Origin of the sequence: Erythrobacter aureus (assembly GCF_003355455.1) — a bacterium.
Taxonomy (GTDB): domain Bacteria; phylum Pseudomonadota; class Alphaproteobacteria; order Sphingomonadales; family Sphingomonadaceae; genus Qipengyuania; species Qipengyuania aurea.
The window spans coordinates 174,528-199,431 of sequence record NZ_CP031358.1 but is presented as its reverse complement, the minus strand read 5'-3'; the positions used below and the strand labels follow the sequence as shown (position 1 = coordinate 199,431).

At 60.6% G+C, this 24,904-nt stretch carries 34 protein-coding genes and 2 pseudogenes; 33 read left to right on the top strand and 3 right to left on the bottom strand.

The window, feature by feature from the left end:
* Positions 1-4 precede the first annotated feature (4 nt).
* The 8 genes from DVR09_RS15775 (at position 5) to DVR09_RS15745 (ending at position 5,701) form a co-directional block, all read left to right on the top strand.
* Positions 5-1,045, top strand: coding sequence for a hypothetical protein (locus tag DVR09_RS15775; protein ID WP_115418225.1), 1,041 nt, complete (start codon positions 5-7; stop codon positions 1,043-1,045).
* Positions 1,042-1,716, top strand: a complete 675-nt coding sequence (locus DVR09_RS15770) for a hypothetical protein (RefSeq protein ID WP_115418224.1) — start codon at positions 1,042-1,044, stop codon at positions 1,714-1,716. Before DVR09_RS15775 ends, DVR09_RS15770 begins: the two co-directional genes overlap by 4 nt.
* Before the next feature lie 171 nt (positions 1,717-1,887).
* Entirely contained in the window at positions 1,888-2,052 is a 165-nt protein-coding gene (locus DVR09_RS17295; protein WP_162815038.1) for a hypothetical protein, read from the top strand.
* A 27-nt stretch (positions 2,053-2,079) separates the two neighbouring features.
* Positions 2,080-2,448 (top strand): hypothetical protein, encoded by a 369-nt coding sequence (locus DVR09_RS15765; protein WP_115418223.1) that lies wholly within the window; start codon positions 2,080-2,082, stop codon positions 2,446-2,448.
* Positions 2,449-2,745: 297 nt separating this feature from the next.
* On the top strand, positions 2,746-3,408 hold the full coding sequence (locus tag DVR09_RS15760; RefSeq protein ID WP_115418222.1) for a hypothetical protein: 663 nt from the start codon (positions 2,746-2,748) through the stop codon (positions 3,406-3,408).
* Positions 3,409-3,740: 332 nt separating this feature from the next.
* Positions 3,741-4,052 (top strand): hypothetical protein, encoded by a 312-nt coding sequence (locus DVR09_RS15755; RefSeq protein WP_115418221.1) that lies wholly within the window; start codon positions 3,741-3,743, stop codon positions 4,050-4,052.
* 393 nt (positions 4,053-4,445) lie between these two features.
* Positions 4,446-5,048 carry an NADAR family protein gene (locus DVR09_RS15750; protein WP_115418220.1) on the top strand — a complete coding sequence of 201 codons (603 nt, stop codon included), beginning with the start codon at positions 4,446-4,448 and terminating at the stop codon, positions 5,046-5,048.
* 92 nt (positions 5,049-5,140) lie between these two features.
* Positions 5,141-5,701, top strand: a complete 561-nt coding sequence (locus DVR09_RS15745) for a DUF4262 domain-containing protein (protein ID WP_115418219.1) — start codon at positions 5,141-5,143, stop codon at positions 5,699-5,701.
* Between the two features lie 65 nt (positions 5,702-5,766).
* On the opposite strand, the gene DVR09_RS15740 is transcribed toward DVR09_RS15745, so the two are convergent.
* Positions 5,767-6,078: a hypothetical protein gene (locus DVR09_RS15740; protein ID WP_115418218.1), complete on the bottom strand. Its 312-nt coding sequence runs from the start codon at positions 6,076-6,078 to the stop codon at positions 5,767-5,769.
* 973 nt (positions 6,079-7,051) lie between these two features.
* On the opposite strand from DVR09_RS15740, the gene DVR09_RS15730 reads away from it, so the two are divergent.
* Positions 7,052-7,315: a hypothetical protein gene (locus DVR09_RS15730; RefSeq protein ID WP_115418216.1), complete on the top strand. Its 264-nt coding sequence runs from the start codon at positions 7,052-7,054 to the stop codon at positions 7,313-7,315.
* Here the strand turns inward: DVR09_RS15730 and DVR09_RS17990 are convergent.
* Positions 7,213-7,722: pseudogene (locus DVR09_RS17990) on the bottom strand (hypothetical protein); the annotation flags it as partial. The gene DVR09_RS15730 and the pseudogene DVR09_RS17990 sit on opposite strands and share 103 nt — an antisense overlap.
* On the opposite strand from DVR09_RS17990, the gene DVR09_RS17815 reads away from it, so the two are divergent.
* A complete protein-coding gene (locus DVR09_RS17815) occupies positions 7,694-7,825 on the top strand; it encodes a hypothetical protein (protein ID WP_267899725.1) in 132 nt (43 codons plus the stop codon). The pseudogene DVR09_RS17990 and the gene DVR09_RS17815 overlap by 29 nt on opposite strands.
* Before the next feature lie 440 nt (positions 7,826-8,265).
* Here DVR09_RS17815 and DVR09_RS17985 read toward each other — a convergent pair.
* Positions 8,266-8,820, bottom strand: a pseudogene (locus tag DVR09_RS17985) (hypothetical protein); the annotation flags it as partial.
* A gap of 263 nt (positions 8,821-9,083) precedes the next feature.
* On the opposite strand from DVR09_RS17985, the gene DVR09_RS15720 reads away from it, so the two are divergent.
* The 23 genes from DVR09_RS15720 (at position 9,084) to DVR09_RS15610 (ending at position 24,897) form a co-directional block, all read left to right on the top strand.
* Positions 9,084-9,647, top strand: a complete 564-nt coding sequence (locus DVR09_RS15720) for a hypothetical protein (RefSeq protein ID WP_115418214.1) — start codon at positions 9,084-9,086, stop codon at positions 9,645-9,647.
* Between the two features lie 137 nt (positions 9,648-9,784).
* Positions 9,785-11,044, top strand: coding sequence for an ATP-dependent Clp protease ATP-binding subunit ClpX (gene clpX, locus DVR09_RS15715; RefSeq protein WP_115418213.1), 1,260 nt, complete (start codon positions 9,785-9,787; stop codon positions 11,042-11,044).
* Positions 11,045-11,452: 408 nt separating this feature from the next.
* Positions 11,453-11,797, top strand: a complete 345-nt coding sequence (locus DVR09_RS15710) for a hypothetical protein (protein WP_162815036.1) — start codon at positions 11,453-11,455, stop codon at positions 11,795-11,797.
* Between the two features lie 66 nt (positions 11,798-11,863).
* Entirely contained in the window at positions 11,864-12,184 is a 321-nt protein-coding gene (locus DVR09_RS15705; RefSeq protein ID WP_115418211.1) for a hypothetical protein, read from the top strand.
* 19 nt (positions 12,185-12,203) lie between these two features.
* On the top strand, positions 12,204-12,776 hold the full coding sequence (locus DVR09_RS15700) for an ImmA/IrrE family metallo-endopeptidase (RefSeq protein WP_162815035.1): 573 nt from the start codon (positions 12,204-12,206) through the stop codon (positions 12,774-12,776).
* Between the two features lie 18 nt (positions 12,777-12,794).
* Positions 12,795-13,103 (top strand): hypothetical protein, encoded by a 309-nt coding sequence (locus tag DVR09_RS15695; protein ID WP_115418209.1) that lies wholly within the window; start codon positions 12,795-12,797, stop codon positions 13,101-13,103.
* A gap of 13 nt (positions 13,104-13,116) precedes the next feature.
* Positions 13,117-13,323 carry a hypothetical protein gene (locus tag DVR09_RS15690; RefSeq protein WP_115418208.1) on the top strand — a complete coding sequence of 69 codons (207 nt, stop codon included), beginning with the start codon at positions 13,117-13,119 and terminating at the stop codon, positions 13,321-13,323.
* A gap of 27 nt (positions 13,324-13,350) precedes the next feature.
* Positions 13,351-13,737 (top strand): hypothetical protein, encoded by a 387-nt coding sequence (locus DVR09_RS15685; protein ID WP_162815034.1) that lies wholly within the window; start codon positions 13,351-13,353, stop codon positions 13,735-13,737.
* Positions 13,738-13,749: 12 nt separating this feature from the next.
* The gene (locus DVR09_RS17290; protein WP_162815033.1) at positions 13,750-13,905 is read left to right on the top strand and encodes a hypothetical protein; all 156 of its coding nucleotides are present in this window, start codon (positions 13,750-13,752) and stop codon (positions 13,903-13,905) included.
* An 11-nt stretch (positions 13,906-13,916) separates the two neighbouring features.
* Complete coding sequence (locus DVR09_RS17715; protein ID WP_234041652.1) at positions 13,917-14,270, top strand: hypothetical protein; 354 nt, start codon at positions 13,917-13,919, stop codon at positions 14,268-14,270.
* 173 nt (positions 14,271-14,443) lie between these two features.
* Positions 14,444-15,691: a macro domain-containing protein gene (locus DVR09_RS15675; RefSeq protein ID WP_115418205.1), complete on the top strand. Its 1,248-nt coding sequence runs from the start codon at positions 14,444-14,446 to the stop codon at positions 15,689-15,691.
* Between the two features lies 1 nt (position 15,692).
* Positions 15,693-16,103: a hypothetical protein gene (locus DVR09_RS15670; protein WP_115418204.1), complete on the top strand. Its 411-nt coding sequence runs from the start codon at positions 15,693-15,695 to the stop codon at positions 16,101-16,103.
* 3 nt (positions 16,104-16,106) lie between these two features.
* Complete coding sequence (locus tag DVR09_RS15665; RefSeq protein ID WP_162815032.1) at positions 16,107-16,571, top strand: SocA family protein; 465 nt, start codon at positions 16,107-16,109, stop codon at positions 16,569-16,571.
* Between the two features lie 68 nt (positions 16,572-16,639).
* A complete protein-coding gene (locus DVR09_RS15660; RefSeq protein WP_115418202.1) occupies positions 16,640-17,422 on the top strand; it encodes a ribonuclease H family protein in 783 nt (260 codons plus the stop codon).
* A 15-nt stretch (positions 17,423-17,437) separates the two neighbouring features.
* A complete protein-coding gene (locus tag DVR09_RS15655; RefSeq protein WP_115418201.1) occupies positions 17,438-17,830 on the top strand; it encodes a hypothetical protein in 393 nt (130 codons plus the stop codon).
* A gap of 26 nt (positions 17,831-17,856) precedes the next feature.
* The gene (locus tag DVR09_RS15650; RefSeq protein ID WP_115418200.1) at positions 17,857-18,366 is read left to right on the top strand and encodes a Panacea domain-containing protein; all 510 of its coding nucleotides are present in this window, start codon (positions 17,857-17,859) and stop codon (positions 18,364-18,366) included.
* 119 nt (positions 18,367-18,485) lie between these two features.
* The gene (locus DVR09_RS15645) at positions 18,486-19,385 is read left to right on the top strand and encodes a hypothetical protein (RefSeq protein WP_115418199.1); all 900 of its coding nucleotides are present in this window, start codon (positions 18,486-18,488) and stop codon (positions 19,383-19,385) included.
* 24 nt (positions 19,386-19,409) lie between these two features.
* The gene (locus DVR09_RS17425) at positions 19,410-20,342 is read left to right on the top strand and encodes a hypothetical protein (protein ID WP_177822624.1); all 933 of its coding nucleotides are present in this window, start codon (positions 19,410-19,412) and stop codon (positions 20,340-20,342) included.
* A gap of 89 nt (positions 20,343-20,431) precedes the next feature.
* On the top strand, positions 20,432-21,592 hold the full coding sequence (locus DVR09_RS15635; protein WP_115418198.1) for a deazapurine DNA modification protein DpdA family protein: 1,161 nt from the start codon (positions 20,432-20,434) through the stop codon (positions 21,590-21,592).
* A 109-nt stretch (positions 21,593-21,701) separates the two neighbouring features.
* Positions 21,702-21,923 (top strand): hypothetical protein, encoded by a 222-nt coding sequence (locus tag DVR09_RS15630; protein ID WP_115418197.1) that lies wholly within the window; start codon positions 21,702-21,704, stop codon positions 21,921-21,923.
* A gap of 38 nt (positions 21,924-21,961) precedes the next feature.
* Positions 21,962-22,345: a hypothetical protein gene (locus DVR09_RS15625; RefSeq protein WP_115418196.1), complete on the top strand. Its 384-nt coding sequence runs from the start codon at positions 21,962-21,964 to the stop codon at positions 22,343-22,345.
* A 90-nt stretch (positions 22,346-22,435) separates the two neighbouring features.
* Complete coding sequence (locus DVR09_RS15620; RefSeq protein ID WP_162815031.1) at positions 22,436-23,200, top strand: metallophosphoesterase; 765 nt, start codon at positions 22,436-22,438, stop codon at positions 23,198-23,200.
* A 260-nt stretch (positions 23,201-23,460) separates the two neighbouring features.
* Entirely contained in the window at positions 23,461-24,897 is a 1,437-nt protein-coding gene (locus DVR09_RS15610) for a DNA cytosine methyltransferase (RefSeq protein WP_115418193.1), read from the top strand.
* Positions 24,898-24,904 lie beyond the last annotated feature (7 nt).

Genomic DNA, 24,904 nt, shown 5'->3' with positions numbered 1-24,904 from the left:
CCAGATGACCCTGTCCTACCTCCACCGCATGCATGGTCCGGCAAGCTACCCTGCCGAAGCGGCCGAGCGCGCACCTCACATCCTCAAGACGTGGCTGCGCTACTCTCCTGATGCCAAGCCCGAAATCCGCGACTTCGAGGACTGGGCCGAGAATGCAATCATGCTCCATGAGGCAGACCGGATCAGCGGCGGCAAGGTTCGTCTACTCGACGCCGACAGCCGTATCCGCATGCATGGCGACTGCACCTCGTATGTGCCGAGCCGTCCGGGGGCGGCCCCTGCTTTCATGTATGGCATGTGGCGCGGGTCGGATAGCGTGAGCTTCCCCGACGACGTCGACATGGTCGGGAACAACGCTGAAGCCGTTCGCGCTGTTTCCGCCTATCCAACCGCAACCGCCTTCCTCGAAGCGGCGGGCCGTGACTTCCATATCTGCGATGCCGACACCCACCAGCTCAATGCCGTGCTCAAAGAGATGCACGATGCTGGCCACCGCGAGGTCTTCATCAAGACGCGCTTCAAAGAATCGGCGTGCCGCCTCACCATGCCAGCCGAAGCAGACGACCTCTGGTACAAAACCGTTCGCGGCAGTGACCTTGAATGGTTCCTCGTCCAGCACGAAGGCGCTAAGGGCGTGCTCTTCATCCAGGGCGTCTTCGAGCCTACCCACGAATACCGCATGATCATCGTCGGCGACCAAGTCTCCACCGGCGCTGGATGTGTCGAAGCCTTCACCCCTCTGGATAACCGAGGCGACCTGTTCGACCCGCGCACTGAAGAAGTGCGCAATCGTTCGAGCGTGACACGAAATCCCGACATCGTTGCCCGGTATATCGAATTCGCCCGCTCGTTTGCTCAGGTCTGGGCGACTGAGGTCGGCGACGACATGATGTACAGCCTCGATCTCGCGCTCGATGCCACCACCGGCAACATCCGCGCCATCGAACTGAACCCGATGACCAATCTCGGCCTCTATGCCTGCAACAGTGCAGCCTTGGCTGACGCAATCGCCGACGTCTTCGCACCCGCAAAGGAACCCGCATGATCTTCCACCTCTCCGTATCCGGCACGCCTGTCTCGTGGTCGATCGTCGCGATCTACGACACCTACCTCGGCGTAGCCTCGAAGGCGGCCCTCGCCTGGCATGAGAAGACCGATACGCACCAGTGCGTCATCGAGATCTCTGAACGAGATGAGCGGGTTCACAACCTCTTCCTTGCGAAGCTCGACGGCCAGTACCCGGACGACCGACACATCCACCTCAATTCTTTCCGCAAGGACGGGCCGGTCAAGATCGAGGACGAGCTGCGCGACCGCATCGAAGCTCTACTCCGGGCCGCGCTGATAGACCGCGCCGTATTCATCCCGCGCGATGAATGGGAAGTCCGGTATCCGGGCCAAAAACTGATCCATGACCGTTCCTCTGCTTTCCATGCGGCCCTCGCCGAAGCTCGCGCCGCTGGAGAAGAACTCGAATTCGACGAGCGCTGGATCCCCTACATGGATGTACCCGACGATTTCGTCGCGGCCTTCAAGCTCGGCAGCTCCCCTCAAGGTTATTTCGTCGAGCCGAACCGCGACGGTGTCGAAGACCCCACCGGCGGCCGAACCTGGAAAATGGATGACACCGCTCTCATCGCAGTCAGGCTTCTGAATAGCGGCTGGTCATGGGATGATGTGCAGGTCTTGATGCTCCACGAACCTGTGGCTGCCTGATTAAGCATCATCGCCAACTATGCGAACCTCGTGCTTATACGGTTTCCAGTTAGTTAACCGGCGCATAGGGCTTCCCCGCAAATACCCGAAAACCGCCTGCTAAATCCCCCGAAAGTCCTCTTCCGAATAACATAGTAAATATCCGGTAACCAAGGGTCGTGCAAACCACAGGTGGCCGAAAAAACCTTGAAGCGCCGCGCTTTCTCGGACATTTGCTCATCCATCGGAACCAGCCGGACGGGCTTGGAACCGGGGGTAAAAATCAATTCGGAAGAATTTTTCGATGCCGGCGATTTTTCGCTTGTCATCAATGCTGACGGCCTCTCACACTATTAGCCGTCACAAACAACAGGGGTCGTAAAGATGAACGCATTTTCGCACACCGAATTCCTCGCTGAAGTCAGCAAGAGCAGCAAGAGCGCTTATATGCTGGTGACCGTGGATCCGGACCTGGCAGACGGCAATCGCGGCGTGATCGACAACGCCCTCTCGATGCTCGATGCCGATGCGCGCGAAAAGCTCGAAGTCGAAGGCGGCGCCATCGTCGTATTCGAAGATATCGACGACGCAATCGCCTGCTATTACAGCGTCGAACGCAAGCTTCCGACGCTCGCCAACATCGACCTCTTCCTCTCTGTTTTCTACGAAGGCTACAACCAGCTGAACATCTGCCAGAGCCCCGAGCTCCGCAGCATCATCGCCATGGAAACCCCTTCGCACGCCACCATGTGATTTCCAGTTAGTCCGTGGGGCAGGCCTCTCTCCTCTCTCCAATCCCAAGCAGGGGTTGCCCCACGGATTAAACCCTTCTGGCGGATCTCCAGTCCCAGCCAGTTACGATCGCGGGGAGCAGGCCAACTGTCTCAGGTCTGCACCCCGCGATTTTCTATTTCAGGCTCTCCTCCAAAGAGCACTGGCGCATAGCGCCTCTAATTCGGTCATCCCTGCAGGCCCGACCGAACTTCCAGACCACTGAATGAAATTGAGTTCTCGATCCCATCGAGATCATGAAAATTCAGGAGGTTTGCAATGTCCAACGCTACCGCTCGCCGCTTCCAGCCGATCTTTCCCGCACTCATCGTGCCGGAAACCGTGGAAGCTCTCCGCACCGCCAAAGGCGCCGACTACACCCGCATGACGGGCGCTCAGGTCCTGCGCAAAGGCAAGGCCCCGATTACGCGCACCGTCATGGCGTTCGGACGCTCGCACGATGCGGTGAAGAACCTCCTGGTACCGGGCAAGCCCGTTGAGCTTGCCGTTCAGCACGACGGCGGCTCGATCAAGGTCATCGGACTGCCGCGCGCCAAGGCTGAGAAAAGCGATATGCCGGCCGCCAGCCTGGCTGCCGTCACCACCGCCGACATCGCGACCTTGTCCGATGAAATCTCCAGCGTTCTGTGGCTCTTCAACATCGACGAAGTCGCTGCAGAGAGCATCGTCGCGGAAATGATTTCCGGCGTATCCGAACGCCCGGCCGAGGAGGAAGAGTTCCTCTTCGACAACGCCCACGCCGAAGTCCTTGAGACCTACGGGCACGTCATGCTTCCGCTGCTCCACGCCGGTCTCGACGAACAGGACTCGGCGCGGATAACCGACCTGATCCTCGAACTCCCTGCCTATCAGGTCCTCGAAGACATCTGCACGCTTCGCGAGCAGCAATCGGTTCACGGCCTTCTCGATCAGGCCGCATAAGCCAAAAGAAAGGCGGCAGGCTCCAGAAAGATGCCTTGCCGCCTTTTTGAGTTGAGAACTCGATACGTGAACGCCTCGAGCCCTTCGGGTCGCACGCGCTTCATAGCGCAATAAGCGCCCCTTGGATTGTACAGTTGCGCCACCTGTCCCCCGAAGGGACGGCCGCCCAATCCCCAACGCCAGAGAAGAAGAGTCCTGCCCGTCAAAAGACGGTCTCAGCGCACACGCGCGCATGCGGCCCGAACGCACAGCGTCGCACCTCCAAGGACCTCACTCGGGAAGAATTGAAAAACGATCCTCAAGGTGAGGATGAAAACAGGAGAATTTCAGAGATGACCACCGCAGCCAACGCAGCACCCAAGTCGACGTTCAAGCCGATCTTCGCAGCGACCATCACCCCGGGCGCTTCGATCGAAGAAAAGACCAGCGCAACCGGCACCGCCTACATCAAGATGACCGGCGCCACCGTGGCACGCGGCGACAAGCCGGCCCAGGAACGCACCGTAATGGCCTTCGGTAAGTCGGCAGACGCCGTGCGCGACATGCTCGTCGAAGGCCAGCCGGTCGAACTCGCTGTCCAGTACGACGGCGGCAGCGTGAAGATCATCGGCGAAGTCCGCGAAGATCAGGCTGCTGAAGGCTAATCGCCTCGCACACGCCAAGACAAGAGAGCCGCGCCACGACACCTGGCGCGGCTCTTTTTGTGCCAGCGATGCATGAAAGCCGAAACGAAATCGGCGTCGGCGCGAGGGGAAATTCGCACCGACGCCGATCCTTGAGAGCGAGCCAGAACCCCTACCATGCCCCCACGGCGGGAAGTCCCCCAACTGTAAGCCCCCCGGCTTTGCAGCTGGCTAACCCTCTTGGTGTCGCAACCGAAGCAGCTCCTAGATCCGCATCGGAGGCGGGCTTTCCAGCCTGCCTTCTTCCCTTTTAGGAAGAATTCAGCCGATTGGGGGAGTTCTGGAAAAAATATTTTCTCGTTTCTGGATCTCGTGGTCACTGGATGACACAACGAGGGAAGAAAGGGAGCCCCGATGGAATTTGATCTTACGATCCAACCGATACGGAGCTGGGATGCAGAAGGTCAGGCAGCCTTCTGCAAGGTCGCCGAGGAATATGGCGAGCACAGCAACATGAATCGCCACTACCCCTACGACGACCGCGGCCTCCACTGGCGTGGAACCGAAGCGCAATACCAAGCGATGCGCTTCCCGCACCTGCCGGACCACCAGGAGGCGATCCGGAACGCGCCCTTCATGATGGGCGCGAAGAAGGTGGCCTACGAGCGGAAGAGCGAAACTCGGCCCGACTGGCAGGAGGTCAAAGTCCACGCCATGGCCTATGTCCTCACCCGCAAACTCGGCGCCCACGACTATGCGGAGCGCCTGGCGGCCACTGGCACTCGCGACATCATCGAGATCTCGATGCGCGATGCCTTTTGGGGCGCCCAGCCCCGCAACGGCAAGTACGTCGGCCGCAATATGCTCGGCATCCTGCTGATGCAGCTACGCGCCGGCGCTCGCATCCTCGAGCTGCCACCAGGGACATTCTTCCCTGAGGCCCCTATACGCCCCCTTGAGGACGCTCAGCTGGGCTTCGGCGGCCTCGACCAGCCTACGCGTCGCTTCGCGCGCTGACGGGCTGCATACGCCGCCCTGGACATCGAGGCGGGGCCGAACGAAAACGGCTCCGCCTCATTGCTGTCACTCTCGACCTGAAAGAATGCTCAATGCCTCACGACCACAATCACGACGACGACCACGATTGCCCTGTATGCTCTTCGCCTGACCGCGAAGAAGCAATGGAAGAGTTCATCGAGCAGCTGGACGAGAAGGTCGCCGCGCACGGTCACGCCGTGTTGTTTATCGCTGGGGATTCCCCTTCTGAGACTTTCTCTTACACGGTCGGCTTGGCCGAACTCGGCTGGCCAGAGCTCGTGCTCTATAGCCTCGGCCCAGACACGGCCCGCATGATGCTCAATCTCGTGATCGATCGCATTAAGACACTCGACCTCCAGCCGGAAGCTGGCATGACGGTCGAGAAGGCCCTCAACGTGCCTGTGCAGCTTGGCCTAATTGCCGAAGACAAGCTGGCCTCGCACTTGGTCCTCGCTACCAAGCGCGCCCAGGCCAAAGGCCATGGAGACATCACTAATACATCCGATGGCCCCAGCGTGACGGGCTTGCAGCTGATTTGGCCTGATCCCGCAGGTCGTCTCCCCACAGATGCGGAGTACGACCATCAAAACTTCCCTCAGCCGCTCCTAAGCGACAAGACGAAGCTTCACTAACCAGACGTAAAAGGGGCCGCCGACTCATCGCCGACGGCCCCTTTATTTTGTGGCACCTAGCCTGCTCAATCGCAGACACACTTGCCCCAGGCTGCGCCGTTATAACCGCCTCGGCTCCCGCCGGTGTTTGAAATCCCGCCGAAGTACGAATAGAACTGCTGACCATCCACCAAACAAAGGTCAGCATCCGGCGTATATTGATCATCGTCGTAATCCATATCGTAGACGCCATTGTGGATCTGCGTACCCACCCAAGTGTAAGACGAATTCGAGGGATGTGCCTCGAATTTATCCTTCGTCGGCTGGATCATGCTTTTCTGGACCGACGTCATCGACGGGTCTTCCGCGGCGCTGTAAGGATTCTGTCCTTCGATCACCCAGCTACCACACGGTCCACACGACTGGGTTTCCGATGCCGGAACTCCATTATTCGTGCAGTTCGAGAGCGCGACATTCGCGCCATCCGAGCGGGTGCATGAAGTCAGCGATCGACTCTGAGTTCCACCAGAGCACGCGCTCCACGTTCCATAGGCACCTTCGTACGTGCAACCTCCATACTGTGCCCCAGTGTCGGAGGATGCGGGCTTCGTCGTCGTGCAATTTGCGTCGCCTACGGTCGTGCCGTCGCTTCGGCGACAAGTCACCGAACGCGTGCGCATGGCAGTCGACGAACACGTCGAACTCCAGCCACTCCATGCGCCGGTATTCCAAGCATAGCCGCAGCCGCTGTAAACAGCCTGGGTCTGTGATCCTGCAGGCTTGGTCGTCGTGCAGTTTGCATCGCCGACGTTCGTGCCATCGCTACGGCGGCAGTTCACCGAACGAGTGCGAGTGGCACTGGACGAACACGTCGAGCTCCACGCACTCCAAGAGCCGGTATTCCAGCTGTACGAGCAGCCGCCATAGACCGCCTGGGTCTGCGACCCCGAAGGCCTCGTCCCGGCATCACAAGAGCTATCGCTCACCGTTGCCCCGTCACTCCGGCGGCACGTAACCGACCGAGTGCGGTTTGCGCTGCTCGAGCAGGTCGAACTCCACGCTCCCCATGCGCCAGTGTTCCAGCTGTAGCCGCAGCCGCTGTACACAGCCTGCGTCTGAGAGGTCGAAGGCTGCGTGCCGGCGTCACAATTGGCCTGGCCAACCCAGTCTCCGTTGCTTCGCTGGCAGCCATTGGTCCGCGTGCGCGTTGCGCTCGACGAGCAGGTGCTGTCCCATGCTCCCCATGCGCCCGGAACCCAGCTGTAGGTGCAGCTGCTGTAAACAGCCTGCGATTGCGAAGTCGCCGGACGCGTTCCGGCGTCACAGTTCGACCACGACACATTCGAGCCATCGCTACGACGGCAATAGATCGTGCGCGTGCGGTTCGCATTCGACGAGCAGGTGCTGTCCCATGCTCCCCACGCATTCGTGCCCCAATTGTACGAGCAACCCGAATATACGGCCTGCGTATCCGAGGACGAAGGACGCGTTGCAGCGTCACAACTTGCATCGCTGACCGTCGAGCCGTCACTCCGGCGACAGGTCACCGATCGCGTGCGAACCGCGCCCGACGAACACGTCGAACTCCACCCGCTCCAGCCGCCCGTTACCCAGCTATACGAACAGCTGCCATAACGCGCCTGTGTCTGGCTTTCGGCCCACTTCGCAGTGGTGCAATTCGAGTCCGCGACCGTATCGCCATTGCTGCGCTGGCAGGTAACGCTGCGGGTGCGGTTTGCCGTCGACGAGCAATTGCTATCCCATGCGCTCCACGGCGTTGCCGTCCAGCCATAAGTACAGCTGCCATAGCGCGCCTGTGTCTGGCTCTCAGCCCACTTAGCAGTGGTGCAGTTCGAGTCCGCGACCGTCGCGCCGTCGCTACGCTGGCAGGTAACCGTTCGCGTCCGGTTGGCCGTGGTCGAGCAGTTGCTATCCCACGCGCTCCACCCCGTCGCCGTCCAGCCATAGCTGCAGGAACTGTAAACGCCTTGCGTCTGCGATCCGGACGGCTGCGTGCCTGCGTCGCAGTTCGAATTCCCCACGGTTGTTCCATCGCTCCGCAAGCACGTCACGCTGCGCGTGCGGTTTGCCGAGGTCGAACAAGTCGAGTCCCATGCGCTCCAGCCGCTGGTCTGCCAGCTATAGGAGCAGCTCGAATAGACGCCCTGTGTCTGCGACGAGGAAGGCATCGTCCCCGCATCGCAATTGCTGCTTGCGACATTCGTCCCATCGCTTCGCTGACACCAGACCGAGCGCGTGCGGTTTGCCGAGGTCGAACAAGTCGAGTCCCATGCGCTCCAGCCGCTCGTCTGCCAGCCGTAGGTGCAACCACTGTACACCGCATTGGTATCAGTGTCGGCCGGGCGGGTTCCAGCATCGCACGATGCATCCCCTACCCCAGTGCCGTCGCTGCGCTGACACCAGACGGTGCGCGTGCGCTTCGCAGTTCCCGAACAGGTCGAATCGTAGCTTCCCCAGCCAGTCGCCTGCCATGCATAGCTGCAGCCGCTGTAATCGGGATTGGTCTGGCTTGTAGCCGGCTTTGGAGCGGTGCATTCCGCGTCAGCCTGCGTCGTTCCGTCAAAGGTTCGGATGCACGATACAGGACGCGTCTGGAACGCCGTCGCCGAGCAAGTCGACGACGAAGGCCCCCATGCTCCAATATCCCAATGATGGTCGATCTCGACGCACGAGCTCGTTTCGATTGCCGTGCTGTCGTACCCGAGCGCACCAGGCACCCCGTCGCGCACGTCATTGTAATCCGGAAGGTCGTTCGAGCAGAATGCGTGATCGCCAGCCGCAAGCTGGGTTCCATCGCTACGCTCGCAATATGGCGAGAACGACCTCTGCACCTGGCCGCAGCCTTCGCGGCCGACCGGATAACCCGGGAGCGCGATCGGCGTCACGTTCTCGGGCGGCGCGACCCAGTCGTAATTGCAGCCGCTATACACGGTGCACGAAGAGCTTTCGTTCGCCGGCTTCGCCCCTACCGCGGTCACGCACTGCGCATCAGGCTCGGCAGGGCCGAAGTTGCCCGCAGTATAGTCGAACTGGGTAACGTCCTGACATTGGTAGGACGTCGTCCGTGTTCCCGTGCCGCAAGTCGTTGAACACGACGAAACATCCTGCACCCAACTCATCGCCGGATCCGCAGTCGACCCTGTGGTCTGTTGCTGGAGCGGGACGCGGAACGCGGGAGTGTCCTGCGCCATCACCGGCGCAGCCACGCTTGCCAACAAACCCGCGATGAGAATTTTCGATGCTTTCATGGAAGTTCCCCAGAATTCTTCAGGGACATCCTAGAGGCCTCAGGAACCTTCTGAAAGCCCTGATTGTATAAATTTTGCTCAATCCAGAATTACCCTCAGAAGTTTCGGGCTCGTGTTTGAGATGAGGAAAATCAGTGCGCATCAAGATCGACGCATCAAAGCTACATCTGATCGCGAACCACAATCGTGGCTCGCTATTGGGCCTGCTTGCACGGCGCTTCGCTTCCGAAGACTGCTCCTTCGAACTCGAGGAGCCCGAACTTGCCGCGCTTGCTCGGAACCATCCCGATGCCCTTGGCTGCCTCCTTTGCCAGACCACCTTCGCCGCAGGTTCGGAAAGCCCTACCTGGGCTTTCAATATCGAAGGCTCTTGGCGGACCGTCTCCCAAAAAGACCCACGCATCCTCTTCGAGATGCTCGGCGATGGAGCCAAGAATCCCGACATCGCCTCGCAGGTCCACGCCTTCCACTCTCCAGCTACAGACCTCACGGTCTATTGGTGCTTGGGTTGGGAAGGCCTCAACACGATCTTCCATTCACCCTCTTTCACCATCCAGAATGATGATCGAGGCAAAGAGGGAAATTGGAAATTCATCGACCTTGATGCCCAGATTCAGCGGCGCTGGGACTATAATGAACTGGTGGCCCAAGGAATAATCACCCCTGTCGATAACGGCGAGATGAAAACATCCTCATAATCTCGACCTGCTATCGCCCTTGAGCGACTGCCCGCGCGCGGGCGCCTGTCAGCCAGGATCGAGCATGATCCGACTGACCAAAGTTGAATTGTTTAGGCCCACGAGGGCCAACGAAATTTGGAAGGAAAGCGATTTTTATGTCGGAGCAAGGCACCACCCCCAAGAAGCTGCACTGTTCGTTCTGTGGCCTCAGCCAAGACGAAGTGAAGCAGCTCGTTGCCGGGCCCAACGTGTTCATCTGCGATGAATGCATTGAGCTTGCTCACGACCAGATTCTCGAGAAGATCGAGAAGGGCTGCATCGCTGCCAATGGCGAGATGCCCTCGCCTCGCGAAATCCGCGAATTCCTCGACGACTACGTCATCGGGCAAGAGCACGCCAAGATCGTCCTCTCGGTCGCGGTGCACAACCACTACAAGCGGTTGAACCACGCGCAGCAGAAGACTGATGTCGAACTGCAGAAGTCGAACATCCTCCTCATCGGTCCCACCGGCACGGGCAAGACGCTGGTCGCAAGCGCCCTCGCGAAGGCCCTTGATGTGCCCTTCTGCATCACCGACGCCACGACCCTCACGGAATCGGGTTACGTCGGCGAGGACGTCGACTCCATCGTCACCAAGCTCCTCCAGGCAGCTGACGGCGACGTCGAAAAGGCCCAGCGTGGGATCATCTACATCGACGAGATCGACAAGATCACCCGCAAGGGCGACGGCCCCTCCATCACCCGCGATGTCTCGGGCGAAGGCGTTCAGCAGGCGCTTCTGAAAATCATCGAAGGCACTGTCGCCAATGTCCGCGGCCAGGTCGGCCGCAAGAACCCGCAGGAGCAGACCATCGCGGTCGATACCTCGAACATCCTGTTCATCTGCGGCGGCGCCTTCGCCGGCCTCGACAAGATCATCGAAAGCCGCCTTGTCACCCGCTCGATGGGCTTCGGCAATTCCATCGGAGACGCCAAGAAGCAGAAGACCGGTGAGCTCTTCGCCAAGAAGACCCAGGACGACCTCGTTCGTTTCGGCCTCATCCCCGAATTCATCGGTCGTCTGCCGGTCATCGCCACACTCGAGGACCTCGATGAGGATATGCTCACCGAAATCCTCACGAAGCCGAAGAACGCTCTCGTGCGCCAGTACCAGACCCTCTTCGGCATGTCCGGTGTCGCGCTCGACATTGACGAGGGCGCGGTGCGTGAAATCGCCAAGATGGCGATCGAGCGCAAGACCGGCGCCCGTGGTCTGCGCGCTACGCTCGAAGACCTCCTTCTCAAGTCGATGTACGACCTGCCCGAAATGCAGGGCGTTGAGAAGGTCATCGTCGATGCAGACGTCGTCCGCGGCAAGAAAGAGCCCCTGCGGGTCGCTGCCGCCAACGACGAGGCGAAAGAGATCGCCGCCTGATCATCACAGTTGCCTAGGCAACACCGAAGCCCCGTCGGCTCACGCCGGCGGGGCTTTTCTTTGGTCACGGCGCACGAAACGCCGAGAATTACCTATGCCAGCCGAAGGCCGAGAGGTGGGTATCTACAAGCACTCTGAAGGCCAGCGACAAAGGGTGGCTAGGTCAAGGCGGTAACGAAGGTTCGAGAAGTCCTCATGGGACCGGTGGCGAGGCTCAGGTCAATCTGGGGTGAGTTCTGTTTTCTGGATCGGTTTTGCCTTGTTGAGAGGTTGCACTCTTTTGTTCGCCCAAGGGCGAGTTTTTCGCGTTCGCGAATGGTCAGGGCCCTTCGGCCCGACCAGCAGTCTTCCTTCCTCATTTTGGGATGTGACCCCTCAACCGAGGATGAAAAAGAAGGGACGCATATCATGACAGCACCTACCGCCCGCCGTTTCACTCCGGTCTTCGTGGCTACGATCACCGCGACGTCCATCGAGACGAAGGTATCCGGCACTGGAGCCGACTATCTCATCTGTACGGACGCGGAGTTTCTCCGTGAGGGCCAGGCCCCTCAGTCCCGCACCGTAATGGCATTTGGCCACTCGGTCGAAAAAGTCCGGGATCTTCTCTCCTCGGGCCAGCCGGTCGAGCTCGCCGTTCAGTTCGATGGCGGGACGATCAAGGCGCTTGGGGCTCCACGCCCCAAGCAGAAGGCTGCCACCTGCGCCGCGAACGACGACGGTGACAGCTACCTGGCAGAGCGGCTGGCTTAGGCCGGCCGCCTCCGCCTCCTCATTAGTGGCTTTGGGCATCTGAAGCGCAATCCACGAGGGAAGAAAATGGACACCACCGAAAACCACTCCCATCTCCCGTCTGACTTCGGAATTCTCCATTGGCAGATGGAGATGGGCTTCATCGACGCACTCGTCGTCACCATGAATGGCGTCGTCGCACTCGTCCCTGCCACCGAGGTGAAAAGCAGCTTCACGCCTGATGGCGAGTTCCACCTCTATGGCGACATCGGCGCGATTGCCGAACACCAGATCGACCTGATCGCGCGCGATACGAATTCGGGCGCCGTCACACTCATGCTCACCGATGGCACCTGCGCCATGCTTGAGCCTGTCCAGTTCCAGCCAGGCGTCATCACGATCGTCTGAGCCTTCCAGGGAGTATCCGATGGAAACCGACCTGTCTGTTGTCATGCGCCATGTGCGCCAGCCGCCCGCGCATTTCCCCTCCATCTTCGAGGAGTTGGAAATCGGCTATCACGAGCTTCCTGTCGAAAGCCACGTCTCCGGCTGGATACAGCTCGCCGACGGCAGCTATTCTGTGCTCGTCAATCGCAACGAAAGCGACCAGCGTAAGCGCCTCATCGCTGCACATGCTCTCGCGATTTTCCTGCTCTACCGCGACAAGTTCCACTTCCGTCGCAGCTTCGGCCGCCACACCTTCAACCTCTGGGGAGACCTCGGCGAGGGCCTGAACGAATTCAGCCCGCTCGATTCCTCCTATGAGCGTATGGCCAACAAGCTCGCCATTCAGATGCTCATGCCGGCCGCCACGATCCGCAAGCTCTGGCTCGAATTGCCCGATGCAGATGATGACGCGAAGGTCTCCAGCCTGGCAGCTCGCTTCGCAGTCTCTGACGAGACAATGAAGATCCGCGCCAAGACGCTCAACCTTGTCGAGCGCCCCAGCCTGATGCCCGACCTCCCGTCGCTTGCTCCCTCCGAGCCGGTCCTCGCCTGAGCCTCAAGGATTTCCACCATGATCACCATGACCCGCCGCGAGTTCTTCACGGCCTACCATGCTACGCCTTGCGCTTCCTGCGAAGCGCGTGACAAGCCCGGCACCGGTGTCGGGCCGGTAATCGGCGGCATTCTCATGGAATGCTACGTCAATGCCGAGATCGAGCGGCTGGAGCGCCTCAAGAGCCTCGATGCCAAACCCGACGGCTACGACGCCGTCCTGCGCCAGCGCAATCACGAGATGTATATCCGCGCCTGCTGGCTGACCAACGTCATTCCCGATGCGGAGAAGCTACCCTTCCCCGCTCCCATCGCTCAAGCCGCTTGATCGGAACTCGGATATGATCGCCACCTCAGGTTCTTATCGCACACGCCAGGACATGACCTTGGAAGAGGCTGAAGCCATCAAGGCCAAGCCCGAACTCTTCGGCTATGATCCGGAGATCTTCCCCTTCCAGGGAAGCTATCGCCTCATCATGCAAATCGAGAGCGACGAGCAAGTCGTCGACGACCTCCTGAAGGAGATGCGCAGCAACACCTCTTCTTGATCGGGTGAACTGCTCAGGAGGATGAAAATGACCGCTCAGCGCGCTACGCGGCTGGCCCCTGCTGCCCGCAAGACTGCGGCCAGCCGGCCTTACAATTTCGCCGTCGAACCCCAGGGTCTCATCAAAATTGCAGGCGACACGCTTCGTTTCCGCGCCCGCCTCACCTCTGGCACCGGCGAGGTTCGCTTCCACGACGCAGTCGTCGAGAACACTCCCGAGGATCCCGATCTCGTCAATCGGACCTCGGCCCTGCTGATTAGCGGCGGCGGACGCCTCCTCATCAGCTTCGCGCCGCGCCTCGTAAAAGGCCGCGGACGCAAGAGTTACCTGCGCACCTTCGCATGTGTCGTGGGCATCCCCGTCACCGCGCAGGAGGCCGCCCAAAAGGCCGGCCAGCTCACGCTCGCTCTCTGAAGGAACTCGCTCATGCTCCACCGCCTCTTTCCCGCCCTTCTCAAGAAGAAGCGCGACAAGGACAGCCGCGAAGACAGTCGTGTTCGCATCAATATCAAGGTTCGGGCCATCACCGAGGACTCGGTACGCCCTACCCCTGACACTCCCATGTACCCAGGCGAATTCTGAAAGGACCGCCCATGACCTGCCTTATCCTCTCAGCCCTTCAGCCTGCGATCGCTGTCGCCCAGCAACGCGACGAGTATGTCGTCTTCGTGCAGTGCGGCGCCATGCCGTATCCGACCGCGAAGGCCAGCGCGCTCTCCTCGAACGTCCACGCGATCTGCGACCGCGCGCGGGAAGAGAAATCCGCCTCGATGGCAACACCCATCTACGGCGAGGCCGAATATGTGTTCAAGGAACTGGAGCGCATGCTCCGCAAGCACTTCGCTGCGCGGGCGGCTGGCCTTGCGCTGATCTCGCCCGATGGCGAACTCCTCGAAACTCGTAACCTCGTTGAGGAAGTTTCTGGACCCTTGCCCTTGGCCGCATAATCCCTGCAAAAATATCCTAAACAGGTCTTTCATAATTCCTGCGCTTCGCTCAGACTAATAGCCATCGGGTGGAACTTCACCAGTTCGTTCCACCCGATGCGCAGAGAAAGTCGAAAGTGATCCGGGGAACTCATCTGGGTCGAGGGCGACGATAACCAGATGAGGAAAATTCCATGCCCTTCGCACGCACTGCACCTTCGGCACAGACTTCGGCTCCGGCCATCGGCGGTGACCGCCAGGCTTCGACACGCTCCGCTGCTCCCGCCTCGCGCCGCGGCAAACCGCTGCGCCCGCGCTTCGACATCCGTCTCATCGCTGATCTTCTCGCGTCGCCCGACGGCTACGCCGCCTATGCAGGCATCGGCTCGCGAGAAACGCCGGACAGCATCCTCGCCACGATGACCGAAATCGCCTTCGCTCTTGAGGCCCGTGGCTTCACCATGCGTTCCGGCTTCGCTGGCGGCGCCGACACTGCGTTCGAGCTCGGCACTTCGCGCAACAGCCTCCGGGAAGTCTTCGCTCCCTGGAAAGGCTTCGGGCAGAACCCGCACTCGAAGTACGACGCTCGCCGCTTCCAGCAGATCCGCATGTTCGAGCACGAGCGCGGCTATCGGTTCCCTCCCGCCCCGCAGCGTCTCATCACCGGCGATCTCTTCGACCGCGCTGAAGCGATGGCGAAGCAGTACCACCCGACGTGGGACCGCCTGCCCCAGGGTGCGCAGAAGATGCACACCCGAAACATGGGCCAGGTGCTTGGTCCGAAGCTCGACCAGCCTGCGCGGTTCGTGATCGCTTGGACCAGCGACGGTCAGGCCACGGGTGGCACCGGTCAGGCCATTCGCGTCGCCGACGACCTCGGCATTCCGGTCCTCAACCTCCACGACGCCGATGTGCGCGCAGAGATCCTGCGCGTCCTCGGCATCGTGATGTCGGACACTTCCGCTCCGGCCGCCGCTAACGACGCTGGTGGCTCGGTCACTTACGTTGACGGCGATATCACCGAGGATGACGCTGAGCTTCTCGTGAACACCGTCAACTGCGTTGGTGTCATGGGCAAGGGCGTAGCCCTCGCCTTCAAGAACCGCTGGCCCTCGATCATGCCGGCCTACCAGGCCGAATGCCGGGACAACGTCCTTCAGGCTGGCGGTTGCCGCCTGTTCGACCTTCCGGATGGCCGCAAGTGGGCCGGTCTGGCGACCAAGGACCACTGGCGTCAGCCTTCGCAGATGGACTGGGTCCGCACCGGCGTTGCCGAGTTGGCCCGTCAGGCCCGCGAAGCCGGCATCCGCACCATTGCCATGACCGCACCGGGCTGCGGCAACGGTGGCCTCGACTGGGCTCAGGTTGAGCCGATCGTCCTCAAGGCTCTCGCCGAGTTCGATCTCCGCCTCTACGCGCGCACCACCATGGGTGCGCGCTAAGATGGCGTCTCTGCCCATCACCCTGCCTCGGGAGGTCACTTCGGTGACCTCCTGCAAAACCAAGGCCGAGCGCTTTCAGCTCCTGAGGGATATTCAGGAAGCTCTAGCCCCATACGACGTCAAATTCGACCGCACGGATGTATCTCCTAGGGATTCTACTACCGTGATTTCCCGAATTGATCTGAGCGCCATGATCGACTTTGACGCACACGACCAAAAACCCTCGATGATCAGCTGGCACAGGGCTTCCAGGCCCCTGCAAGCCGTTCCGAATTGCTTCGCGGACCACGCGATCAATCCATTTCACCGGCGCAAGGCAACCAGCCTTCCCCGCACATACCCCGAACTGGTCGACATGCTCGTTGCAGGCTTCGCTGCAGCGGCGGACGGATCAGCCTTCAAAGGAGCCTAGAACTTGAGCAAGACCGCCATGGCCATGCACTACATCGCTCATGTCGGAGCGCGCACCCGCGCTCTGGATAACGAGTTCAAGTGCCTGCTCTTCCTTGCGGACTGGAAGTCCTGCCTTATCCAGGGCAAGCAGATCACGGACCTGGAGTGGACCTTCGCTCCCACTCCGACTGCCGAAGATATGCCCTTCTTCCCGATGCTCAGCATTCGCGAGAAGGTTGACCAGCTCCTCGGGCGCAAGCCTGCCTTCCTCTCAAACGAGGATGTCGAAGCGCTTGACCACGTCATCTCCGTGACGTGCGGGATGCGCACCCACGATGTCATCCGGCTGGCCAACTCGACCTATCCTGGCCTGACCAACGATCGCGGCGAGGTCATTGATCTTCCGCTGTTCGCCAAGACGAAGAGCATCGACCCTTGGCACTACGGTCCCAAGCGCTTGCCGGCTCACTATTACGAGCAAGCTTGAAGCCAGCGGAGCTGCCCTCACGGTTTTCATCAGGGAATCTGTGAAACCTTGATGAGGAAGGAAAAACGATGATCACCATCGCTACCGACGGCTCGTGCATTGGAAATCCCGGCCCCGGCGCCTACGCCTTTGTCGTTGAAATCGACGGCGGAATTTCCACCGAGTCGTACTTCGTAGAAGACACGACTGTCGGCGAGATGGAAGTTCGCGGCCTTCTTGAGGCGCTCCTCTATGTCTCCGAATGCATCGACGGCCAAGACCGCGCTGCCGATGTGCTCATCCAGTGCGACGCCCAGTACGTCGTCAAGGGCTTCAACGAATGGATGGCCAACTGGAAGGCCAAGGGCTGGCGCAAGAAGGGCGGCCTCGCCCACGCCCAGCTCTGGGAGCAGATCGATGCTGCCAAGAGCCGCATCTCCTGCCCGCTACGCGTCGAGTGGGTGAGGGCTCACCAGAACAAGGGCACGCTCAACGACAAGGTCGATGCCGCTGCCAACAACACCGCCCGCACTGGCGTCCCGACCAGTCCTCTCACACGGCCTCGTCAAGCCACACTCACTGCGGTCTCTGAAGATGGCTTCGCTCCCGCGACCGTTCAACCTGTGGCCCCTGCCCCAGCCGCACTGCGCATCTCCCGTGACTTGACCAACCTCAGCTACGATGAGGCTGCGCAGAAGCTTGCCCGCTCGCTGTGGATCCGTTCCGGCAACCGGGCGGACCTCTGGGACCAGGTCGCCACCTCGCAGTGGGATGCCCACATGAAGGACGAGAAGGCGAAGCATCTCCAGATCGCTTACCTCATGCTCGAAGACCTCGGCATCACTGCTGACGAACAGCGCGCTGCAGCCTGAACCACGGAGACCCTCATGAACACTCTCGCTCTCAAATATTCGCGCGACGCCGGCGGCAAAGAGAAGGCCCGGCTGGTTCATCGCGAGCACGACATGACTGGAACCTCCTACGAGGGCATCATGACGATCGACATGGATGTTGCCATGAACCTCGGCCGCGGCGGCATCGTCGTTGACGAGAACCACGTCGACCGTTTCCCCGGCCATGCCGGTCTCGTCTTCGTCGCCATCGACAAGCCCGGCGCCGTTGCACTCGAGCTGCGCATGAACGTGCAGGACGAAGACACCGTCCGCAATCGCGTCATCATCGACGCCGATGTGAAGAACCTCGTCCTCAGCAGCGTGCCCGTCGATATGATCAAGTGGATCTACGGTGAGCCCCAGCGCCCTGTCGCCGCTGCTGCCTAATCACCCCCTCATTCCCGGGACACCCCATGTACTCTCCTCTCGCTATCGCCAACACCATCATCAGCATGCGCCCGGGCTTCGATGCCATGTGGCTCAACAAGGCCGTCTACGCTGTCCACGGCTGGTCGCTCGCCTTCGGCAAGTCGATTGTCGGTGAACTTCCTCAGGTGTGGCGCTATGGCCCCATCTACGCCTCGCTCTACAATGACCTGCGGCACATGCGCCGGGAGCCTGTCACTATGGCCCAGCCGATTACCGGTGGCCTCGACTGCCCGATCGTCCCCGAAAGCGACGAATACGCACGCGACATCATCTCGAAGGTTCTGGCCGCCTACGGTAGTCTCAGCTCCCTCGATATGAGCTCCATCTGCCATGCCGAGGGCACGCCCTGGAAGGACGAGGCTCGCACGCATCGCTTCCGCGTTCCTCATGGCCATGCCATCCCCGAATGGCGCCTGCGGCGCTATTTCTCTGCCCGTCGGGCTGAGAATGAGAACCAGTCTACTCTGGAGGCCCAGCTGGCTAAAGCTGGCTGATCCACCCCAACACTTCCCAGCCTCTGTCGCCAAGGCGCTTAACGCGCCTGCCTCCAGCGTCCTTCAGACGTTGGGCTGCGACTTTGCGCGCAAAGCCCCTACTGAAAGGAAATTGCTCGATGACCGACGCTCTGCCCCAGGCCACCGAACCTGCTGAAGCTCCGAAGCTCCTGACCTGGATCTTCGAAGGCGTTTACACCGAAAGCGATGAAGCAGGCACCTACTGCGCTATCGTGCAGGCCTATACTCGCGAGCAGGCCATCGACCTTGCCGGCATCCAGGTGATGCACGACAACGATTGGGAAGCCGATCGGATCGGTGAGCACAAGACGTTCGGCTCCTTCTTCGAAGAAGAGATCAACGTCATCCGCGAATTCACCGACACCGGCGGCACCATCTGCCCGAATTGCTCCTCCGATGGTGGCTACCACATCCAGATTGGCGATAACGACGCCAAGAAGTGCGGCACCTGCCACTTCATGTGGATTCCGGTCGGCAAGGATGCCGTTCCGCGTCCGAGCAGCGAATCGATCGACAAGGACATCGCCAACGCCTGGGCCGAATACTTCCCTCCCGAGGAGGAAGAGGAAGATTCCGCCCCGATCGCTTCTGAGGACGAGCGCGCTGGCGAATACCTGATCCGCTATGGCGCGGACAACGACATGATGACCTTCCTCGCCACCGGCTATGAGGATGCCATCAAGATGTTCCTCGACCTCGAAGTCGTCAGCCCTGACGAGCAGGTCAACCGCGACGCCATCAACGATGTCTGTCTCCTGCTGCCCATGACCTCGGTCGACAATGCCGTTCTCGTGCAGACCGACGGAACGCCTGACCTTGAATGGAAGAGCCGCCCGCAGGACAATCTGTGGATCGGCGTCAAGGGCGTGTCGATCAAGATCAAACACGACGAAGAAGGCATCGTTGTCGACCTCTACGAGCAGGAAGAAGGCGGCGACCTCGGCGAAGCTACCGGCTCGACCTACGCCTTCTTCCCGGCTGGCTCCGACGAAGACTGATACCCTCTCCTGAAAGGCTCTCTCATGAAGCTCTACACGCTCATCTACAACGCGCCCGAGGAGACATCCTCGAACCTCCACCTCTCCTATCGCGATGCGCTTGAGGACGTTGCCAGCACCTACGGCATCGAATTCGACGAAACCCTCGACGACAAGGCCCTCGAAGCTTTTCTCGATGGCGAAGTACCCTGCCGCTTCTATGTTCAGGAGACTGAACTGCCGGCTGGCTTCGCCACCACCTTTGGTGACTATGCGCTCGGCGGCCCGACTGGCGACAAGGTCGAGATTGCGCGCGCCGATGGATCGCGAGTCAGCGTCCCAGCTGACCTCATTGTTCGCGGCATCACAGATGCCATCGACGCCGGCGGCGAGGAGATCGAGGAACAGGCCGAAGAGCCCAGCGCCGATGAACCGGCTCTCAAGCGCTACTTCGTCCATCGCTACGACGTTATCCGCGTCAAGGTCGCCGTCGAAGCCGCCAGCCAGCAGGACGCTATGACCAAGGCGGACGAGTTCCTCCGTGACAATTACCCGCTGCGCGATTGGGAAGCCAATCGTTCAGCAGAGGAAGACGTGCTCCATGTGATGAACCGGTTCTCCACGCTACCCCTCGCGCTCGCCTACGCGCACGCAGAGGAAACTACCGGCTATCTCGTCGATGAAGTCGGTGATAGCGAGTACGAGAACTCGGTCCAGTACGACCACAACATGCAGCTCGCCGATGGCAATCCTGCACGCGTGAAGCTCGCCGCCCCTGCGGACGAAGGCGATGGCAGCATCGTTCTCACCTTCGGCCCCTGCAGCATGCCGGAAAACGTCAACGACCCGGAAGAATGCTTCGCTTCGATGGCCGGAGAACTCGAAACCCGCCTTAACGGTGAAGCCTTCGAGATCATCAAGGAACTCGCCGAAGAGAACGGCTTCATCAATGATGACGAGGGTGACGAGGAAGAATGATTTCGTCGCAGGGCGGGAGCCGAGCTTCCGCCCTGCTGCTCGACTGACCCTCATCTGCAGTCTGAAGCATTGCTGATGAAGGAAATGGCATGACCACCAAGGTTGTTCTCGGGCTGCCCTATCTCTCGAAAGGGCCACTCCTCGACAAGGCCATCGCCCTTCAGGCTCCTGTCCTGGTCAGCGCAAACGCCTTCTCGCGCTGGATCGACGAAGGCGCTGCTCCCAAAGGCACCGAGTATAGCCGCGCTCAGTGGGCGGAGCACCGCGCCCGCGGCAACACCGGGCCGCTCGAGCACGGCCGTAAGGGTCGCATGCGCCGCTGGGGCGGCTGGAACCTCAATTCGCTTGCCAACGCCCATGCCCTGCCCGAGCTCTGGCTCGACAGCGCCGGCTTCTCGATGATGTCGACCGAGGGCAACTATCCGTGGTCGCCCGAGAATTACATCTTCGGCCTCTGCACGAAGTTCCCCTTCACCCGCTTCGCCAGTCTCGATTATTGCGTCGAGGCCGAGATCGCCCACGACAACAATCAGGTGCAGGAGCGGATCTCCCGCACCATCGCGTTGAACTATACCTGCCAGATGCTCGCAAATGACGCGGGCATCGGAGACCGCCTGATGCCGGTCATCCAGGGCAGCAACGTCGACGACTATCTGCGCTGCTTCGATGCTATCGAACCGATGGTCGGCGACGAGCGCGTCATCGGTGTCGGATCCATGTGCCGCCGCAAGACGGCTGGCCCTGATGGCATCGTCGCAATCGTAGAGGCTCTCCATGCCCGCCTCCCGGCTGGTGTGCAGCTCCACCTCTTCGGCCTCAAGAGCGACGGCGCTGAAGCTGTCGCCGAACTCGACGGCCGCGTCTATTCGGTCGACAGCCAGGCCTACGGCGTGCGGGCGCGTAAGCTCGCCAATGAACGCCGCCGTGATGACCCCTCGTTCAGCAAGACCAATGCCTTCGTAAGCGAAGTCATGGAAGCGTGGTATCGAGGACAGGTCGCACGCATGGCGGCGCCCAATCCCAAGCCGTTGCAGCCGCAGCTTACGCTGCCTGCCGCGCCGGGCCAGCCGAAGAGCGAAATCGACGCTCATATCGACCGAGCCTACGCGATTGCGCGCAGGATGATTGAGGATGGTGATATGGATCCTACGGAGCCAGTTTCCCACCACACAATCTACGCCATCATGTCAGACGAAATTAACGACTGTGATGCCGACGATTCCGAACCTTTCGCTCTGATGGCAGCATAATTTTTCCCAGACGATAAAGATTTCCGGCTCACGTATTGTGGATGATTTTCCCACCTTGTAAAATTTTCACACGGACAAACTCTAGCCGTGAATACCAAGGGAAAGACCTATGGAAAATCCTGCCTCCATCCCGTCCATCGTGATGATCTTCATCGTCAGCACCATCGTGCTCGGCTGGCTGGTCTACGAAGCGCAGATCCTGCTTGCAGCCCGCCGCAAATTCCGAGACTTGGCGAATTCGGAAAGCCGCAAGCGCGATGACCGTATCGCCCGGCAGCGTTGCCGTCTCAACACCGTAGCCCCGCCGCCGATGGTCCGCCGCGCGGTCTGATCGCCCTCATCCCTTTCCTCAAGCCCGAGCTGTAAACCGTGGAATTTATCAACGAACTTGCCGTTAAAGTCGTACGCAAGGCACGCCCCTGTGCTGCTTGCTCCACAACGGTCCAAGTCGGCGATTCCGCGGTCAGCTGGGCAGGAAAGGTCGATGGTGAGTTTGGCTTTGCCCTCTACCACCCCGAGTGTCGCCAGGCCGAAATGGACCTGAACAAACTCCACGGCACTCATCTCCACGCTGCCGACTGGTTCGGTCTCGACGATATCGAACCCGACGACCACGAATGGCTGCTCGAAAAGCATCCCGTGGTCGCTGCCCGAATGGGCATCACGAGCGAGAGCATCAAGGAATACGAGGAGCAATGCTCCCTTCGCCGACGCAGCCTTATCACGGCTGCTGTTGTCGGCGCTCCTTCCTAACTCTCTGTCTCCACTCTCGCCTACGGCGATCCCTACTCCTCCAATTTGACTGCTTGCGAAACGCTTCGCGAGCAATGGAGAAATATGAAAATGACTCGCCCCGCTTTCGAACGTCACGATCTCAGCAGCGCACGCCGCGTCCTCACGGTCGGCGACATTCATGGCTGTTTCGACCGTCTCGAGCGCCAGCTCGATGAGCTTGGCTTCGACCCAGACCAAGACGTTCTGGTCCTTCTCGGCGACCTCGTCGATCGCGGTCCCCATTCCGACCAGGCACTCGAATGGTGCGACCGCGCCGGCGTGCGCCGTGTCCTCGGCAATCACGAACAGATCGTCGACTATGCCGTCAATCGCGGCGCCAAGGGTTTCCATCACAGGGCCGGCGGCATCTGGTTCGAGCAGATCGTCGAACCCGAGAAGCGTCGCAATTGGGCTGAAACCCTCATGGACGCTCCCGTGGCCATGGAAATCACCACGCCTGGCGGCCGGCGTGTCGGCTTCGTCCATGCCGACGTTCCGACGAACTGCTGGACGCAGCTCGAGAAGGTCCTCACTTCGCCGGACCATCCCGAACATGACGACACCTGGGCCCACTGCATGTGGGAACGCCACCGCATCGACCGTATCGAGCATCTGCGCGACAACCCTGAGAGCGCTCGCCCGGTCCCCCAGCCGATCCGTGGCATCGACCATGTCTTCTTCGGACACACGATCGTTCACCAGGCGCTTACGCACCAGAACTGCTCGTTCATCGACACCGGCGCGTTCCGCGGCGGAGATCTCACCATCGTCGATGTGGACGCTTGGCTCGACCGGCTTGATCAGCAAGCCGACCAGGCGGAGATGGCTGCATGAGCGCCCTCTCCACCCAGAGCAACGGCATCCCCGCTCACCTCGCGGGGGTGCCCATCACGCTGATGTGTGACCAGCCGCCCGAATGTGGGCATTGCGGCCGCCGGCTAGAATTCGACCACACATCACCGGTTGCTCAAGACGAGGATGGGCCGATCTTTATCGGGACGTGCTCAGTGCACGGCGACAGCCTCCTCCAGGATGACCCTGAAGAGGACTGACTAAAGTCCAGTCCATAATCAGTTTTGCAGAAAGGAAACCGCATGGCGGAAGAAGTCCTCGTGCGCGTCAACGTGCCTGAAATCGCGACGAAGCAGCTTGCGTTCCGCCACAAAGGTGGCCGACGCATCCTCACCGTATCGTCCAACCTCCTCTCGCTCTTCGGCTTCGAGAAGGGCGATCCTGTCGTGGAACGCAGCCTCGGCCCCGGCAAGGGCATCACCGTGGAACGGGTGACTGACCTCTTTGCCGCGCCCGTGGTGAAGAAGGTGTATGGCCGGAGTTATCCGCGCCGGAAAAACAACCCTTTCGAGCACCTAATTGAGGTGTCTTCTCAGAAGCTTATCGACGAGGCCTTCCCGAAAGGCTGCACCCGCGTGCATGTCCGTTTCGAGAACCATCGCGTCACCATCACCCCCATCTTCACGATCGCGGAGAAGGCGCTGAGCAATGCTCATCGCGCAGAGCCGAACAGCGTGTTCGCTGCCCTCACCTCGGGTGTCGACCTCCATTCCATGCGCCAGACGGGGTTCTCCGTCTCAGCGGTCCTCGAATGGCGGCCTCAGGAAGCTCGCGACAAGACCGACCTGACCGAAACGGGCGCTATGACCGCCCTTGCCAATTCCGGCCCGCTCTATGCCCTCTTCAACGAGGACGTGACTACCAGTGTGCTCGACGTCATCGGCGAGACCATGGCGAAGAAGCCTCCGATGGTCTTCCACGCCTCGCCCCAGTGCGATGACCACTCGAACCTCAAGGCCAAGGTGCTCAAGGAGCGCCACCTCGAGGATGCGACGTCCACGGCCGACATGATCATCGACCTGCTCAACATCGTCGAGCGCGTTGCGCCGCCGGTGGTCGTTTTCGAGAATGTCCCGGGCATGATCGGCTCTGCGGCCTATGAGGTCGCCTCCCTGCGTCTTCGTCGCTGGGGCTACACCCGTCACGAGCACATCGGTGACGCGCGTGACTATGGCGGCCTGACCTCGCGCAAGCGCGCCTACGTCGTCTTCACGCTGCTCGATGCGCCTTTCGCTTTCGAGGAGCCGGCAACCGAGCGGAATATCAATCCGTGGGCGGTTATCGAGCCGTTCCTGCCGCAGTGCCGTGATGTCAGCCACTCGAAGTCGCTGAACGACGGCAAGGAGATCGGCCGGCTACGCGCTATCAAGCCGAGCTCGAAGAACCTGCCGACCCCGGTGAAGAGCATTGCCCGCATGGCCAAGGACTCGATCGTCATCGAGCCTGAGGAAGGCAAGTTTCTCTTCCCCTCGGAAGCGCTCTTCAAGCACCTCCTGGGCATCGACGCTGTCGACCTCAACGCGGTCAGCGCAACGATTGCGACCGAAGTCATCGGTCAGTCGATCGACCGTCCGCATCACGAAATGGTGATGCGCTCGATCCAGCGCCACATCCAAGCATGGGTCGACGCTGCGCGGGGCGTGCGTGCCGATGAGCCTGAAGCGCTGAAGGCTGCATGATGGCATT

Bases quoted from the DNA above. Each gene is read 5' to 3' on its own strand.
- DVR09_RS15745 (WP_115418219.1), top strand. From the start codon at position 5,141: ATGCCTCACGACCACAATCACGACGACGACCACGATTGCCCTGTATGC.
- DVR09_RS15705 (WP_115418211.1), top strand. From the start codon at position 11,864: ATGGACACCACCGAAAACCACTCCCATCTCCCGTCTGACTTCGGAATT.
- DVR09_RS15610 (WP_115418193.1), top strand. From the start codon at position 23,461: ATGGCGGAAGAAGTCCTCGTGCGCGTCAACGTGCCTGAAATCGCGACG.
- DVR09_RS15645 (WP_115418199.1), top strand. From the start codon at position 18,486: ATGACCGACGCTCTGCCCCAGGCCACCGAACCTGCTGAAGCTCCGAAG.
- DVR09_RS15750 (WP_115418220.1), top strand. From the start codon at position 4,446: ATGGAATTTGATCTTACGATCCAACCGATACGGAGCTGGGATGCAGAA.
- DVR09_RS15710 (WP_162815036.1), top strand. From the start codon at position 11,453: ATGACAGCACCTACCGCCCGCCGTTTCACTCCGGTCTTCGTGGCTACG.
- DVR09_RS17290 (WP_162815033.1), top strand. From the start codon at position 13,750: ATGCTCCACCGCCTCTTTCCCGCCCTTCTCAAGAAGAAGCGCGACAAG.
- DVR09_RS15685 (WP_162815034.1), top strand. From the start codon at position 13,351: ATGACCGCTCAGCGCGCTACGCGGCTGGCCCCTGCTGCCCGCAAGACT.
- clpX (WP_115418213.1), top strand. From the start codon at position 9,785: ATGTCGGAGCAAGGCACCACCCCCAAGAAGCTGCACTGTTCGTTCTGT.
- DVR09_RS15655 (WP_115418201.1), top strand. From the start codon at position 17,438: ATGAACACTCTCGCTCTCAAATATTCGCGCGACGCCGGCGGCAAAGAG.
- DVR09_RS15620 (WP_162815031.1), top strand. From the start codon at position 22,436: ATGACTCGCCCCGCTTTCGAACGTCACGATCTCAGCAGCGCACGCCGC.
- DVR09_RS15635 (WP_115418198.1), top strand. From the start codon at position 20,432: ATGACCACCAAGGTTGTTCTCGGGCTGCCCTATCTCTCGAAAGGGCCA.
- DVR09_RS15675 (WP_115418205.1), top strand. From the start codon at position 14,444: ATGCCCTTCGCACGCACTGCACCTTCGGCACAGACTTCGGCTCCGGCC.
- DVR09_RS15630 (WP_115418197.1), top strand. From the start codon at position 21,702: ATGGAAAATCCTGCCTCCATCCCGTCCATCGTGATGATCTTCATCGTC.
- DVR09_RS17715 (WP_234041652.1), top strand. From the start codon at position 13,917: ATGACCTGCCTTATCCTCTCAGCCCTTCAGCCTGCGATCGCTGTCGCC.
- DVR09_RS15700 (WP_162815035.1), top strand. From the start codon at position 12,204: ATGGAAACCGACCTGTCTGTTGTCATGCGCCATGTGCGCCAGCCGCCC.
- DVR09_RS15650 (WP_115418200.1), top strand. From the start codon at position 17,857: ATGTACTCTCCTCTCGCTATCGCCAACACCATCATCAGCATGCGCCCG.
- DVR09_RS15690 (WP_115418208.1), top strand. From the start codon at position 13,117: ATGATCGCCACCTCAGGTTCTTATCGCACACGCCAGGACATGACCTTG.
- DVR09_RS15765 (WP_115418223.1), top strand. From the start codon at position 2,080: ATGAACGCATTTTCGCACACCGAATTCCTCGCTGAAGTCAGCAAGAGC.
- DVR09_RS15670 (WP_115418204.1), top strand. From the start codon at position 15,693: ATGGCGTCTCTGCCCATCACCCTGCCTCGGGAGGTCACTTCGGTGACC.
- DVR09_RS15695 (WP_115418209.1), top strand. From the start codon at position 12,795: ATGATCACCATGACCCGCCGCGAGTTCTTCACGGCCTACCATGCTACG.
- DVR09_RS17425 (WP_177822624.1), top strand. From the start codon at position 19,410: ATGAAGCTCTACACGCTCATCTACAACGCGCCCGAGGAGACATCCTCG.
- DVR09_RS15775 (WP_115418225.1), top strand. From the start codon at position 5: ATGACCCTGTCCTACCTCCACCGCATGCATGGTCCGGCAAGCTACCCT.
- DVR09_RS15755 (WP_115418221.1), top strand. From the start codon at position 3,741: ATGACCACCGCAGCCAACGCAGCACCCAAGTCGACGTTCAAGCCGATC.
- DVR09_RS15770 (WP_115418224.1), top strand. From the start codon at position 1,042: ATGATCTTCCACCTCTCCGTATCCGGCACGCCTGTCTCGTGGTCGATC.
- DVR09_RS15760 (WP_115418222.1), top strand. From the start codon at position 2,746: ATGTCCAACGCTACCGCTCGCCGCTTCCAGCCGATCTTTCCCGCACTC.
- DVR09_RS15660 (WP_115418202.1), top strand. From the start codon at position 16,640: ATGATCACCATCGCTACCGACGGCTCGTGCATTGGAAATCCCGGCCCC.